The sequence below is a fragment of the Microbacterium foliorum genome (assembly GCF_003367705.1).
Classification (GTDB): Bacteria; Actinomycetota; Actinomycetes; order Actinomycetales; family Microbacteriaceae; genus Microbacterium; species Microbacterium foliorum.
Genome location: NZ_CP031425.1, coordinates 2663746 through 2677119, shown reverse-complemented (window position 1 = coordinate 2677119; position 13374 = coordinate 2663746). Strand labels below are relative to the sequence as shown.

Annotated in this window: 14 protein-coding genes and 1 tRNA gene; 8 read left to right on the top strand and 7 right to left on the bottom strand. The window is 69.2% G+C overall.

Annotation, left to right across the window (positions count from 1 at the left end; all coding sequences use genetic code 11):
* Window positions 1–6 precede the first annotated feature (6 nt).
* The gene (locus tag DXT68_RS12695; protein ID WP_045254272.1) at window positions 7–1266 is read left to right on the top strand and encodes an alpha-hydroxy acid oxidase; all 1260 of its coding nucleotides are present in this window, start codon (window positions 7–9) and stop codon (window positions 1264–1266) included.
* An 80-nt stretch (window positions 1267–1346) separates the two neighbouring features.
* On the opposite strand, the gene DXT68_RS12690 is transcribed toward DXT68_RS12695, so the two are convergent.
* The 5 genes from DXT68_RS12690 to DXT68_RS12670 form a co-directional block, all read right to left on the bottom strand.
* Entirely contained in the window at window positions 1347–2102 is a 756-nt protein-coding gene (locus DXT68_RS12690; RefSeq protein ID WP_045254273.1) for an HAD-IIB family hydrolase, read from the bottom strand.
* Window positions 2103–2216: 114 nt separating this feature from the next.
* Window positions 2217–2293 (bottom strand) — tRNA-Pro (locus DXT68_RS12685).
* A 53-nt stretch (window positions 2294–2346) separates the two neighbouring features.
* Window positions 2347–2868 carry a hypothetical protein gene (locus DXT68_RS12680; RefSeq protein WP_045254274.1) on the bottom strand — a complete coding sequence of 174 codons (522 nt, stop codon included), beginning with the start codon at window positions 2866–2868 and terminating at the stop codon, window positions 2347–2349.
* 128 nt (window positions 2869–2996) lie between these two features.
* Window positions 2997–3935, bottom strand: coding sequence for a metallophosphoesterase (locus DXT68_RS12675; protein WP_045254275.1), 939 nt, complete (start codon window positions 3933–3935; stop codon window positions 2997–2999).
* Window positions 3932–6520 (bottom strand): transglycosylase domain-containing protein, encoded by a 2589-nt coding sequence (locus tag DXT68_RS12670; RefSeq protein WP_045254276.1) that lies wholly within the window; start codon window positions 6518–6520, stop codon window positions 3932–3934. Before DXT68_RS12670 ends, DXT68_RS12675 begins: the two co-directional genes overlap by 4 nt.
* Before the next feature lie 78 nt (window positions 6521–6598).
* Between DXT68_RS12670 and sp36 the strand changes: the two genes are divergently transcribed.
* Complete coding sequence (gene sp36, locus DXT68_RS12665) at window positions 6599–6823, top strand: Sp36 family protein (protein ID WP_045254277.1); 225 nt, start codon at window positions 6599–6601, stop codon at window positions 6821–6823.
* Window positions 6820–7278 carry a RidA family protein gene (locus tag DXT68_RS12660; RefSeq protein ID WP_045254278.1) on the top strand — a complete coding sequence of 153 codons (459 nt, stop codon included), beginning with the start codon at window positions 6820–6822 and terminating at the stop codon, window positions 7276–7278. Before sp36 ends, DXT68_RS12660 begins: the two co-directional genes overlap by 4 nt.
* 85 nt (window positions 7279–7363) lie before the next feature.
* On the opposite strand, the gene acs is transcribed toward DXT68_RS12660, so the two are convergent.
* Window positions 7364–9331 carry an acetate--CoA ligase gene (acs, locus tag DXT68_RS12655; protein WP_045254279.1) on the bottom strand — a complete coding sequence of 656 codons (1968 nt, stop codon included), beginning with the start codon at window positions 9329–9331 and terminating at the stop codon, window positions 7364–7366.
* A gap of 413 nt (window positions 9332–9744) precedes the next feature.
* On the opposite strand from acs, the gene DXT68_RS12650 reads away from it, so the two are divergent.
* The 5 genes from DXT68_RS12650 to DXT68_RS12630 all read left to right on the top strand — a co-directional run bounded on the left by DXT68_RS12650 (window position 9745) and on the right by DXT68_RS12630 (window position 12644).
* Window positions 9745–10758, top strand: a complete 1014-nt coding sequence (locus tag DXT68_RS12650; RefSeq protein WP_082068936.1) for a TadA family conjugal transfer-associated ATPase — start codon at window positions 9745–9747, stop codon at window positions 10756–10758.
* A gap of 62 nt (window positions 10759–10820) precedes the next feature.
* On the top strand, window positions 10821–11663 hold the full coding sequence (locus DXT68_RS12645; RefSeq protein WP_244918545.1) for a type II secretion system F family protein: 843 nt from the start codon (window positions 10821–10823) through the stop codon (window positions 11661–11663).
* Between the two features lie 51 nt (window positions 11664–11714).
* The gene (locus DXT68_RS12640) at window positions 11715–11912 is read left to right on the top strand and encodes a DUF4244 domain-containing protein (RefSeq protein ID WP_045254280.1); all 198 of its coding nucleotides are present in this window, start codon (window positions 11715–11717) and stop codon (window positions 11910–11912) included.
* Window positions 11913–11917: 5 nt separating this feature from the next.
* Window positions 11918–12286 (top strand): TadE family type IV pilus minor pilin, encoded by a 369-nt coding sequence (locus tag DXT68_RS12635; RefSeq protein WP_045254354.1) that lies wholly within the window; start codon window positions 11918–11920, stop codon window positions 12284–12286.
* Window positions 12276–12644 carry an Rv3654c family TadE-like protein gene (locus DXT68_RS12630; RefSeq protein WP_341853357.1) on the top strand — a complete coding sequence of 123 codons (369 nt, stop codon included), beginning with the start codon at window positions 12276–12278 and terminating at the stop codon, window positions 12642–12644. Before DXT68_RS12635 ends, DXT68_RS12630 begins: the two co-directional genes overlap by 11 nt.
* A 156-nt stretch (window positions 12645–12800) precedes the next feature.
* Here the strand turns inward: DXT68_RS12630 and DXT68_RS16970 are convergent, their stop codons facing one another.
* Entirely contained in the window at window positions 12801–13334 is a 534-nt protein-coding gene (locus DXT68_RS16970; protein WP_156149299.1) for a hypothetical protein, read from the bottom strand.
* Between the last annotated feature and the right edge of the window lie 40 nt (window positions 13335–13374).

Sequence of the window (13374 nt, the reverse complement as noted above, 5' to 3'; positions counted from 1 at the left end):
GCCGACATGGTCCAGCGCCAGGTTCCCAACCCCGCGGAGCTCCTCGATCTGATGAAGTTCAAGAAGCCCGAGTTCAACGGCAAGAAGCGCCGACTGGACTCCGCTCTCACGATCGACGATCTGCGGACCATCGCGAAGAGGCGCACGCCGAAGGCCGCATTCGACTACACCGACGGCGCCGCCGAGGGTGAGGTGTCGCTCACGCGCGCGCGTCAGGCCTTCCAGGATGTCGAGTTCCACCCGGGCATCCTCCGCCCGGCGCCGACGGTCGACACGAGCGTCGGGATCCTCGGCGGCCCGTCCGCACTGCCGTTCGGCATCGCGCCCACCGGATTCACGCGTCTCATGCAGACCGAGGGCGAGGTCGCGGGAGCCGGAGCGGCCGCTGCGGCCGGCATCCCGTTCACGCTGTCCACGCTGGGTACGACCTCGATCGAGGGGGTCAAGCAGGCCAACCCGCACGGACGCAACTGGTTCCAGCTGTACGTCATGCGCGACAGGGAGATCTCGTACGAGCTCGCCCGTCGCGCGGCGGCCGCCGGGTTCGACACGCTGCAGTTCACCGTCGACACCCCTGTCGCGGGTGCGCGGCTGCGCGACAAGCGCAACGGCTTCAGCATCCCGCCGCAGCTGACCCTGGGGACGATCGTGAACGCGATCCCGCGTCCGTGGTGGTGGTACGACTTCCTCACGACGCCCAAGCTCGAGTTCGCGTCGCTGAGCACCACCGGCGGCACCGTCGGCGAGCTGCTCGATGCCGCCATGGACCCGACGATCAGCTACGACGATCTCGCCGTGATCCGGGACATCTGGCCCGGCAAGATCGTCATCAAGGGCGTGCAGAACGTCGAGGACTCGGTGCGACTGCGCGATGAGGGCGTCGACGGGATCGTGCTCTCCAACCATGGAGGGCGCCAGCTCGATCGTGCGCCCATCCCGTTCCATCTGCTGCCCGAGGTGCGCAGGGCCGTCGGGGACGACTTCACGGTCATGGTCGACACCGGCATCATGAACGGCGCGGACATCGTCGCCGCCGTCGCGCTCGGTGCGGACTTCACGCTCATCGGCCGGGCGTACCTCTACGGGCTGATGGCCGGGGGCCGCGCCGGCGTCGACCGGACGATCCAGATCCTGCGTACCGAGATCGAGCGCACCATGCGCCTGCTCGGCGTCGCCTCGCTCGCCGAGCTCGAGCCCGCGCATGTCACCCAGCTCACGCGCCTCGTGCCGGTCAGCCGTGCGGCGTCCGCCGTCGAGGTGCGCTGACGCCGAGGTGCGCTGACGCCGAGGATCAGGCACAGGATGCCGTGCTCACGACGCCACGTCGGGAGCACGGCATCGGTGTCTCAGAGGGTCGTGAGCAGCTCGTCGAGTCTGTCGGCCGTGTCTTCCCAGCCGTGCACGGCGACCGAGGGCACACCGATCGCGAGCACCGGGTAGTCGTTGCCGCCCTCGTCGAGGCGGTCGCCGTAGAACAGCATCGACGCGAGCGGGATGCTGGTGTGTGCAGCCAGCTGTCGCATTCCGAAGGCCTTGTCGATGCCGGCCAGGGTGACGTCGATCGACGTCGAGCCTCCCGAGCGCACCTCGAGGTCGGGCAGGCGCACGGCGACGGCGTCGCGCAGCGCAGCACGCTTGGCTCCGGACGGATCCCAGTCGCGCTTCGCCTCGTGCGGGGCCTTCTGTCCGAGCGCCGAGAACGTGATCTGCGAGCCCCGGTCTTCGAGGATGTCCCCCCACGGCTCGGCCTCCCAGAGCCCGAGCCGCTCGGCCTCCTCGCGCAGCGCGGCGAGGGCGGTGGACTTCTGCTCCGCGCTCAGATCGTGCGCGTAGACGGGGGAGAAGTCCGCACCGTCGAAGCGCAGATAGCGCGTACCGCAGGTCGGCAGCAGGTGCAGCCGATCCGCCGCCGCCGGATCCAGATCGCCGAGGCGGGCGATGATCTGGGAGCGGAACTGCGCCTCGTTGCCGCCCGAGATGACGGCGACCTCGACCTTCTCGAGCAGGGAGCGAAGCAGCGAGGCGATGCGTGGATCGATCGGTCCCTTGGACGGGGCGAGGGTGTCGTCGAGATCGAAGGCCACGAGAGCAGGCGAGGTCATGATGCTTCCAGACTAAAGGGTGAAATGAGGGTTCTGTCGGCGGCACGGTACGCGCCGGGCTCCGTGCTCCGGATACGCGGAAGGCCGCCCCTGAGGGCGGCCTTCCGGTGTTGATGGTCGGGGTGACAGGATTTGAACCTGCGACCTCTTCGTCCCGAACGAAGCGCGCTACCAAGCTGCGCCACACCCCGTTTTGCAACCCTCCGAGTCTACAGCGAAATGCCCGCTGCGCCGAATCGAGGGCTCAGACCGTGACTTTCGCGATCGAGAGCAGAAGCGCCGTCACGCCGAGCAGTGCATTAGCGCACAGCACGATCGTCCGCGTGGATCGGTTCGGGAGCGTCATCGCCAGCGCGGACAGAGTGGCGGGCCACACGCTGACCGTCGCGCAGATCAGCGCGGCGGCGAAGCCGCCCACAGAGGTCAGCAGCTCGATCCTCCCGCCGCTCGCCCCGAGGGTGAACGACCATCCGACGAACGCAATCCACGAGATCGAGAGCGCAGACATCGAGACGGCGAGAGCGAACACGGCCCTGCGCGGCACGAGGCGCGAGAAAACGGGCACTGCGCCCACGACAGGCAGGAAAAGGCTCAGCGCGAACACCGCGGCAAGGGGGAGTGGCGCATCGGGGTGCACCCCCACGGGCGACGTCGTCCACGCCAACACCGGCGTGATGAGCGCGAGACTGATGATGACCGGGATGCCGACGTACGACACTCCGAGAACAGCCCGCCCGCTCCGGCCGGCGGTCGCATTCGTGGTCATGAGGCTTCACCTTCTCGCAAGGTCGAATGCATCGTTCGAATTCGGTCGAGCAATGCCGAGGCGAACGCGCGCCCGACCGCAGCTGCTTCCGCAATCGGCCTAATGCGCGTCACCTCGCATGAGCGGTCTCAGTCGCGACGAGCCGTCAGGGTCAGCAGCGTCGCCTCGGGGCGGCATGCGAAGCGCACGGGCGCATAGATCGAATGGCCGCAGCCGGCGCTCACATTGAGCGGCACGGTGCGTCCGCCCTGCGTCCAGGTGCTCAGTCCCTTGGCCTGCTTGAGCGGGATGTCGCAGTTCGCGACGAGGGCACCGAAGCCGGGCAGACACACCTGCCCGCCGTGCGTGTGACCGCCGAAGATCGCGTCGGCGCCGAGCTCGACGAAGCGGTTCATCACGCGCTGGTAGGGCGCATGGGTGACCCCGAGCATCGAGGTGCCGTCTTCGCGCGGGCCCAGGTCGGCGATCGCCGCCGGAAGGTCCTCGAGTCGGTCCCACTGGCGGTGCGCGTCGCTCACCCCGAAGAAGTCGATCCTGTCATCGGCGACGGTCAGCCGTACGGCCGTGTTGTTGAGATCCGTCCAGCCCAGGTCGTCGGTGAAGAACGCGTCCATGGCGTCGGTGTCGAGGAACGTCGGCTCGTGGTGGCGCTGCGAGGGGCCAGCGAAGTAGCGCAACGGGTTGCGCGGCGACGGCCCGTTCACGTCGTTGGAGCCGTGCACGAACACGCCGGGGATGCCCGCGAACGGCTCGAACGCCCGACGGATGCCGTCGAGGCCGTCTCGGTGGCCCAGGTTGTCTCCGGTGTTGACGATGAGGTCGGGCTCGAGCTGCGCGAGCGATGCGAGCCAGTCCTGCTTGCGGTGCTGCCACGGGGCCATGTGCGCATCCGAGATGTGCAGCACGCGCAGCGGAGCCGAGCCGGGCGCCAGAGCGGATGCCGTCGACTCCCGCACCGTGAACAGGTAGCGCTCGATCCCGATGCCCCAGACGGCGGCCGCAGCACCAGCGGCCCCCACCGCGCCGAGCGCGATGAGGGCCGGGTGTGCCGTGCGACGAGGGGTCACCGGCAGGTGACCGAGATCGCCGTGGACCTGTTGGCCGAGGTGTTCGCCGCGGGATCCGTGCTCGAGACGACGGAGTTCGGGGGATTGCAGGAACTGTCGAACGAGATCGACGAGAACCCTGCGCCGAAGAGCGCGCTCTGCGCGGCGGACTTGGACTGCCCGGTGATGTCGGGCACAGTGACGCCCTGTCCGTTGCTCGGAGAGATCGTGATCGTCGCACCGCTCGGCGCCTGGCCGGACGGGTCCTGGGCGACGACGACATCACCGGCGGGGCCGTCGACGGGGTCACCGACGGCGACCGAGAATCCGGCGGCCTCGATGATCGACGTCGCCTCGCCCACGGACTTGCCGACGACGTTGGGCACGTCGGTCAGCACCTGACGGACCAGCTTGTCGTCGGGGCGCGGGAAGGGATCGGCGGGGTAGACGGCGTCGGCCGCGCCCTGGATCGCTCGGGCGAGACCGTAGCGGATGTCACCGAGCCGTGTGCCTTCATTGTTGCGGAAGCTGTTCAGCGGCTCGCGACCGTCGATGTTGCCCACCCAGACGGCGGTCGTCACCTTCGTGCTCGACTCGACGAGCATGGTGTGCTCCTTCTCGGCGGTACCGGTCTTGCCGATCAGCTGGGTCCCGTCGCCGGGGTTCGCCCGGCTGCCGGTGCCGTTGCCCTCCATCACGCCGCGCAGCGCGTACGCTGCGGTGGCCGCGACCTCGGGGGTGAGCTGCTGTGAGCACTTCTCCTGCGGGGGCGGGATCTCGTCGCCGTTCGCGCCGACGACGCGATCGATCACCCGCGGCTCGCAGAAGACGCCGTTGTTGGCGACGGTCGCGTAGGCTCCCGCGACCTGCAGCGGTGCCACGCTCTTCGAGCCGAGCACGGTGGGGAAGGGGTCATTCGGCGCGAGGTTGACGTTCGTGCCGCCCGTGGTGATGTCGTCGCCGTTGCCGTAGTGCACGCCGAGTCGCTTCGCGACCTCGTTGATCTTGCAGAGGTCGAGCTGCTGGGCCATGGCCAGGAAGCCGGTGTTCAGCGACTGCGCGGTGAACTGGCGGACGCTCCCCACCGATCCACCGGAGTTGCCGAAGTTGTTGATCTTCGCGGTATTCGTCACCCGGTCACCGCACTTGGTGAAGGGGCTGAACGTCTTGAGGCGCCCGTCGAGCACCTGGTTGACCGAATGTCCGGACTCCAACCACGCCAGAAGCGTGAACAGCTTGTAGGTCGACCCGGTCTCGAAGCCGTAGGTCGAGCCGCCGTGCTGCTTGTCGGCGGCGAACACCTGAGAGGTCTCACCGGCCGCGAGATTCGCCTCGCCGGTCTCGTTGAACACCGTGTTCTGCGCCATGGCGAGCACGCGGCCGGTGGTCGCCTCGATCGAGACGCCGGTGCCGCCCACCAGGATGCCGGGCATGGCCTGGGGGACCTGGGCCTTCACGGCGTCGATCGCGGTCTGCTGCACGCGGAGGTCGAGAGAGGTGTAGATCTGCATGCCACCGCGGCGCAGGTTCGCCTTGCGCTCCGACTCGGTGTCTCCGAAGGCGGGATCGTTCTCGATGACCGCCTTGACGTACTGGCAGAAGTAGGCGTTATCGCCGGCCGCCCCGCATCCCTGCTGCGGCTCGCTCAGCGCCGGAGTGACGGGAGTGGCCACGGCCTCGTCGTGAGCGGCCTGAGTGATCTTCTTGTCGGCGAGCAGTCGGTTCAGGACGTAGTCCCTGCGCTCCTTGGTCTCCTTGTAGCCGTCGGCTTCGCCGTTGTGGGCGACGCCCGCGTCATCCGTCCAGATGCCTTCGGGGCGATCGATGCGGAACCGGTTCGGCTCCTGCACCATGCCGGCGATGGTGGCAGCCTGCACGAGGGTGAGGTTGGCCGCGCTCGTCGAGAAGTAGCGGTTCGCGGCGGCCTCGATGCCGTAGATGGTGCCGCCGAAGTTCGCGATGTTGAGGTAGCCGAGAAGAATCGCGTTCTTCGAGTACTCCTTCTCGATCTGCAGTGCGAAGCGCATCTCCTGCAGCTTGCGCTCGACACCCTCGCCGCCCTTGGCGACAGCGGCGTCGAGGAAGCACTGCTCGACCTGCGCGGAGTAGTCCTCGGCCGCGGTGTCGACGTTCTGCTCGCACTCCTGCACCTGGACGTTCTTGACGTACTGCTGCGTGATCGTCGACGCGCCTCGATCGGTGGTTCCGGCGACGTTCCCGACGGCGGCCTTCACGGTCGCACCGAGATTGATGCCGCCGTGGGTGTAGAAGTTCTTGTCCTCGCTCGAGAGGATCGCGTCGTACATCACCGGCGCGATCTGGTCGTATGCGACGGGAACGCGCTTCTGCTCGTAGAAGGACGCGAGAGCGACGGGATTGCCGTCGAGGCCCGTCGCGTAGATCGTCGACTGCTGCATCGGCGCATCGACCTGGAGGTTCTCGGGCAGGTCCTCGAAGATGTTGAGCGCCTCCGACCCGGCGATGCCGGTCATGGCGAGAACAGGGGTGACGCTGGCCGCCACGAGGAGGCCGGCCACGGCGCTGAGCCCGACGAGTCCGAGGACTCCTCCGAGCGCACCTTTCACCGTGCGATTCTTTTGAGGCATACGCTTGATCGTAGGGGAGTTCCCTGAATACCGCCTTTGACGCATCCGCGCGCGCGGATGCCGCCAGACAGGAGTGCCATGACCACCTGGGAGTACCTGACCACCCCGCTGCTGATCCACAACACGGCGGCGATCCTCAACAACTGGGGCAAGCAGGGCTGGGAGCTCGTCCAGGTGATCCAGGGCCCCGAAGGCGGCCTCGTCGCCTACTTCAAGCGCCCGGTCACCGCGGAGGGTTCCGGCAACACCGGCCTCGCGGCCGCCGCCGAGGCATCGCGCCAGTTCGACGGGGGTGCGGCGTGAGCGTCTCCGCCCGTCTCGCCGAGCTCGGCATCGAGCTGCCGCTCGTCGCTGCGCCCGTCGCGGCGTACGTCCCCGCTGTGGTGCACGAGGGACTGGTGTACACCTCCGGCCAGCTGCCGTTCTCGGACGGGGCTCTCCCGGCGACGGGCAAGGTCGGTGCCGAGGTCGGCGCGGACGAGGCCAACGCCTACGCGCGCACCTGCGCGCTCAACGCCCTCGCGGCGGCGGCGGATGCAGCGGGCGGCGTCGACCGGATCGCAGGCGTGCTCCGTCTCGGCGGCTTCGTGGCCTCCACCCCCGAGTTCACCGGCCAGCCCGGCGTGATCAACGGCGCGAGCCTCGTGCTCGGTGAGATCTTCGGCGATGCCGGCCGCCATGCCCGCGCGGCCGTCGGCGTTCCCGTGCTCCCGCTGGACAGTCCCGTCGAGGTCGAGGTCACCTTCATCCTCGCCTGAGCGGCTCACAGCAGAACGCCCCCTTCCGAGACCGGGAGGGGGCGTTCTGCGTGTGGGTTCTCGACGGCCGTCGACCCGTCGCGGTCTACTTGACCTGCGCCGAGATGATGCTCATCACCGCGGTGTCGGCGAGCGTCGTCGTGTCGCCGACCTCGCGGCCCTCGGCGACATCGCGCAGCAGGCGTCGCATGATCTTGCCCGAGCGGGTCTTGGGCAGCTCGCCGACGATGTAGACATCGCGCGGGCGGGCGATGGCCCCGATCTGCTCGCCCACCCACACGCGCAGCTGCTGGGCGAGCCCGGCCGGATCGTGTGCGGAGAGGTAGCTCTCCTTGATGATCACGAACGCCACGACCGCCTGTCCCGTCGTCTCGTCGGAGGCACCCACCACCGCGGCCTCGGCGGTGGCCTCATGCGCCACGAGCGACGACTCGATCTCGGCGGTCGAGAGACGGTGGCCCGAGACGTTCATCACATCGTCGACGCGGCCGAGGAGCCACAGGTCGCCGTCGGCGTCGAGTCGGGCGCCATCGCCGGCGAAGTAGAAGCCCTGCTTCTCGAACTTCTCCCAGTACGTCTCGCGGTAGCGCTCGGGATCCCCCCAGATGCCTCGCAGCATGCTGGGCCACGGCTCGGTCACCACGAGCAGCCCGCCGTTGCCGGTGCCCACCTCGACACCCGATTCGTCGACCACGTCGATCGAGATGCCCGGCAGTGGGACCTGCGCGGAGCCCGGCTTCGTGGACGTGACGCCGGGAAGGGCCGAGACCATGATCGCTCCGGTCTCGGTCTGCCACCACGTGTCGACGATGGGCGTCGTGCCCGCACCGATCACGTCGCGGTACCAGATCCAGGCCTCGGGGTTGATCGGCTCGCCCACCGAGCCGAGCAGGCGCAGCGACGACAGGTCGAACCCGGCCGGCACGCTCCGGCCGATCTTCATGAACGAGCGGATGGCCGTCGGTGCCGTGTAGAAGATCGAGACCCGGTACTTCTCGATGATCTCCCACCACCGGCCGGGGTGCGGCGCGTCGGGTGTGCCCTCGTAGATCACCTGGGTGGCGCCGTTGGCGAGCGGTCCGTAGGTGACGTAGCTGTGTCCGGTGATCCAGCCGATGTCGGCGGTGCACCAGTACACATCCGTCTCGGGGTGCAGATCGAAGACGTATTTGTGCGAGTAGGCGGCCTGGGTGAGGTAGCCGCCCGAGGTGTGCAGGATCCCCTTGGGCTTGCCGGTCGTGCCGGACGTGTAGAGGATGAACAGCGGGTTCTCGGCGGGGAAGGCCAGCGCGGTGTGCTCGGCGGATGCGGCCGGCACCACGTCGTGCCACCAGAGGTCGCGACCCTCGTGCCACTCGACCTCGTTCTCTCCTCGGCGCACGACGAGGACGTGCTCGACCGTCTGCTGCTCGCCCTCGCCGCGGTCGGCCAGCGCCTGATCGACCGCGGGCTTCAGCGCGGACACGCGTCCCTTGCGGTATCCGCCATCTGCGGTGATCACGAGCTTCGCCCCGGCGTCGTCGATGCGCGAGCGGAGGCTGTCGGCGCTGAAGCCGCCGAAGACGACCGAGTGGATGGCGCCGACCCTGGCGACCGCGAGCATCGAGGCGACGGCCTCGGGGATCATCGGCAGGTAGATCGCGACGCGGTCGCCGTGACCGACGCCGAGGCCCTCGAGCACATTCGCGACCCGCTTGACCTCCTCGGTCAGCTCGGCGTACGTGATCGAGCGCGAGTCACCGGGCTCGCCCTCCCAGTGCAGGGCGACGCGGTCGCCGTTGCCTGCCTCGACGTGGCGGTCGAGGCAGTTGTAGGCCACGTTCAGCTCGCCGTCGTCGAACCACTTCGCGAACGGGGGAGTGGACCAGTCGAGCACCTGTGTGAACGGCCTGTGCCAATCGAGGAGGTCCCGCGACTGCTCGCCCCAGAACGCCTCGCGGTCGTTCGCGGCGCTCTCGTAGAGGGCGGGGGACGAGACGGACTGCGCGACGAACTCGTCGGACGGAGGGAATCGGCGGGTCTCGTCGAGTAGGTGGTCGATCTGACTGCTCATCGGCAGGCGCTCCTTTGCGGCACGGCAGGTCTTGCAGGCGAGATCGCAGAGAGCGCGATCAGGTCACGGTGAATCTAGTCCCGGCCACGGACACCCAATACTGCCGAAAGTCGGTACTCCGCCCGGTTTTGTGAGGACGGTGGCCTTGCGTACACTCGACCGCAGCCGAATTCTCATTCCGGCCTTGGCGCGCCCGACCCCCCTCAGGGGTGCGCCCTGGGCGACACCTCATTCCCCCCGTGAGGTGTCGCCCATCTCGTTCCTGGGAGCGCTTCCATCCCGAGTCCGCGGCGGACGTCCGCGGGCCCTGTGCCTCTCTGCACGGATGCGCGCGCCGAGCGGTTCCGCACAGGCTCTGTGCCTTGCAGGCTCTTCGGCGCTCGGGCGTCATGGGCGCGGCCTAGTTTCGGGACATGTCCGCTCCCTTCGTTCTCCGGCCACGTGTCGTGGCACCCTCCGACGACACGGTGTCCGCGCGGTTCCGCTCCTCGGTCGAGGTCGACCCGGTCTTCGGGGCGCTCGCTCCGTTCTGCGTCGACGACGAGGTCACCGACATCTTCGTGAACGGCTCGTCCGGGCTGTTCGTCGACCGCGGGCGCGGCACCGAGGCGGTGGAGGGGTGGAGCATGTCCGAGCGCGAGGTGCGCGATCTCGCCGTCGCCCTCGTCGCCAGCGGGGGACGCCATATCGACGACCAGGCGCCCTGCGTCGACGTGCGACTGCGATCGGGCATCCGAGTGCATGCGGTGCTGGCTCCCGTCTCGACGTCGGGCACGGCACTGTCGATCCGTGTGCCCCGCGTGCGCGCCGCCGATCTCGAGGCGCTGTCCGCGCTCGGGACGTTCGCCGACGGTCAGCTCGACTGGTTGCGGCGATTGGTCGCCGCGCGGGCGAACATCCTGATCACCGGAGGCACCGGCACCGGCAAGACGACGCTCTTGGCGGCACTGCTGGCCGCGGCGCCGACCGACGAGCGCATCGTGACGATCGAAGACGTGGCAGAACTGCGGCTGACGCATCCGCATCATGTGGCCCTCGAGGCGCGGCAGCCGAACCTCGAGGGCGCGGGCGGCATCAGCCTGGCCCGCCTCGTGCGGGAGTCGCTGCGGATGCGGCCCGATCGGCTGGTCGTCGGCGAGTGCCGAGGCGAAGAGGTGCGGGAGCTGCTGACGGCCCTCAACACGGGGCATGACGGCGGAGCGGGCACGCTGCATGCCAGCGGCCTGCACGACGTACCCGCCCGGCTCGAGGCGCTCGGCGCCCTCGCGGCGATGGACACCACCGCCCTGGCGCGTCAGGTGGTGAGCGCATTCACCGTCGTGCTGCATCTCGAACGGTCGCCCGCGGGGCAGCGCCGCATCGCCCAGGCGGGTACGTTCTCCCTGGTCGGGGAGCGCCTGGGCATTGATGAGGTGCACCCGTGGTGACCCTGCGGCGTCGACCGGCAGTCGACAGAGCAGCCGACAGAGAAGCCGACGCGGCGACATCCGTGCAGACCCTCGCCGTACTGCTGCAGGCGGGCGCCATGCCCGCCGCTGCCTGGCGGCACCTCGCGTCGATCGGCGATCCGCACGCCGCGGCCGTGGCGGCTCGGATGGACGACGGTGTCGCTCTCATCCCCGCCATCGAGGCGGAGGGAGGCCCCTGGCGCGACCTCGCCGCCGCGTGGGAGATCGCCACGACCGTCGGGGCGCCGCTCGCCGAGGTGCTGCGCATGATCGCCGAGACGCTCAGAGACGCCTCCTCCGCAGCCGACGATGTGCGCATCGCGCTCGCAGAACCGGCGGGCACGGCGCGGCTGCTGCTGTGGCTGCCGTTCGCCGGACTGCTCCTGGGATTCGCGCTCGGTTTCGACACGGTCGGGGTGATCTTCGGCACTCCGGCCGGCGCCGTCTGCGTCATCGCCGGGCTCCTGCTCGTGCTCGCGGCACGCTCCTGGACGCGGCGCCTGCTGCGCCGGGCTCGGCCGCAGTCCGGAACGCCTGGCATGCAGGCGGAACTCGTCGCGGTCGCGCTCGCCGGAGGCGCGTCGATCCCGAGGGCGCTGCGCCTCGTCGCCGACAGCCCCGTCTCGCGACGCGACGGCGGGGAGGCGCGGATCGGCTCGGTGCTCGAGCTCTCGCAGACCGCGGGAGTACCTGCGGGCGAGCTGCTGCGTGCGGCCGCGGCCCAGGAACGCCACGCCTCGCGGATCGAGGGACGCCTGCGTGCGGCCGCACTCTCGACGAAACTCCTGATCCCGCTCGGCGTCTGCACCCTGCCGGCGTTCCTGCTGCTCGGCGTCGCTCCGCTGCTGCTGAGCGTGCTCTCCTCGACCCCGCTGCCGCTGTGACGGCCGCGTCCACGGATGCCTCCTGCATCCACCCAGAGAAAGAAGGAACCCATGAACACCCTCCCTCCGCTGACCCGCACCCGTGCCACGACGCTCTTCGGCGACGACACGGGCGCGGCCACCGCCGAGTACGCGATCACGACCATGGCCGCGGTCGCCTTCGCCGGACTGCTCGTGGTCATCATGAGATCCGACGAGGTGCGCGGCATCCTCACCGATCTCATCCGCCGGGCTCTCACGGTCTCGTGAAGGAGGTGACTCCCGCGCGCGGGAGCCGGCGCCGGTGCGGGAACGAGGGAGATCGCGGGTCCGTCGCGGCCGAGCTCGCTCTCGCGCTGCCCGCGGTCGTGCTCGTTCTCGTGCTCGGCGTCGGGGCGCTGGGAGCGGCGGCGCACCAGGTCGCCCTCCAAGACGCTGCCGCCGATGCGGCACGTCTGCTCGGACGCGGGGAGGACGAGGGGGCGGCGGTGCGCGTGGTGGCAGCGGCGGTGCCCGGGGCTGCGATGTCGACCACGGCCTCCGGCGATCTCGTGTGCGTGACGACGCGGATCGAGGTCGGCATCGGCGGCTTCCTCCGGTGGGGTCTGCGCGCGCACAGCTGTGCTCTCGGCGGTGGACGATGAACGGCTGCATCCCCGGGAGACCACGCTGATGGCGGGCTCGACTCTCGCCGCCGGCGTGCTGGCGGTGGCCGCGGCCCTCTCGCTGGGGCTGGCCGCGGTCGGGGGAGCGGCGGTCACGGCGCAGCGCGCGGCGGGAGCGGCCGATGCCGCCGCCCTCGCCGCCGCAGACGCGGTGAGCGGAGCGATCACCGCATCCGAGGCTCCCTGCGATCTCGCGAGCAGGGTCGCGACGGCGGCCGGAGCGACCCTCACGGACTGCTCGGTGGCCGGGTACGTGGCGACTGTGCAGGTGAAGGCGGCGTACGCTGGACTCGCTGCCGTCTCCCGAGCCCGAGCCGGGCCTCCCGACGGAACCTGACGGCCGCACGAAGCACTTTCCCGCGCGAACGCAGGCGACCACTGGGACCAACCCATCACGGTGGTGTGTATGGTGTGCTTCGAATATAGAGTGCACACATAACCCATCACCGGGGCCGCGGAGTGTGACGAGCCATAGTGGCTGACAGACGTACGGCTACTCGCGAGGCGAAGACTCGAACACCAGTGTCGATTCTGCTCGTGAACGGTTTGAGAGCACTATCGCCACGACGCCAAGGCCCAGCGTGGTTGCCAGAAAACCGAGGGTCCCAAGTGCAGGGATGACGGTACCCATTTCCGCGAAGGTCGCTGGCGCGGTGACGTTGATCAACTGCGGGACAACCCATGCAACGGTTTGAACTCCGAGCGCCCAGAGAGGGGCCAAGTTCCACGGAGCGGGCACTACTCGAGTGCGCGCCACCTGTACCGCGGTGAGCACCCCAAACATGAACGGAACGAGGATGGACAGGTACGTCCAGAGCTGCCAGGGCGAAGCCTGCCCTGGGTTCTGGGCGGTGATGCCGAGAGAAACCAGTGTGGTGGTCAGTGGCCACACCGCTACGACAGCGGATGCCGTTACTCCCAGCGGCTTGCGTGCGACGACGCTACCCTCGCGGCTCAGGCCGATAGACAAGATGAGGATGGCGCTCGCCCACAACACGTCACCAAGAAGTGTCAGGGTGTTGTTCACAGCCGGAGCGCCGAGTATGGAGCCGCGAACTATGCCAGAA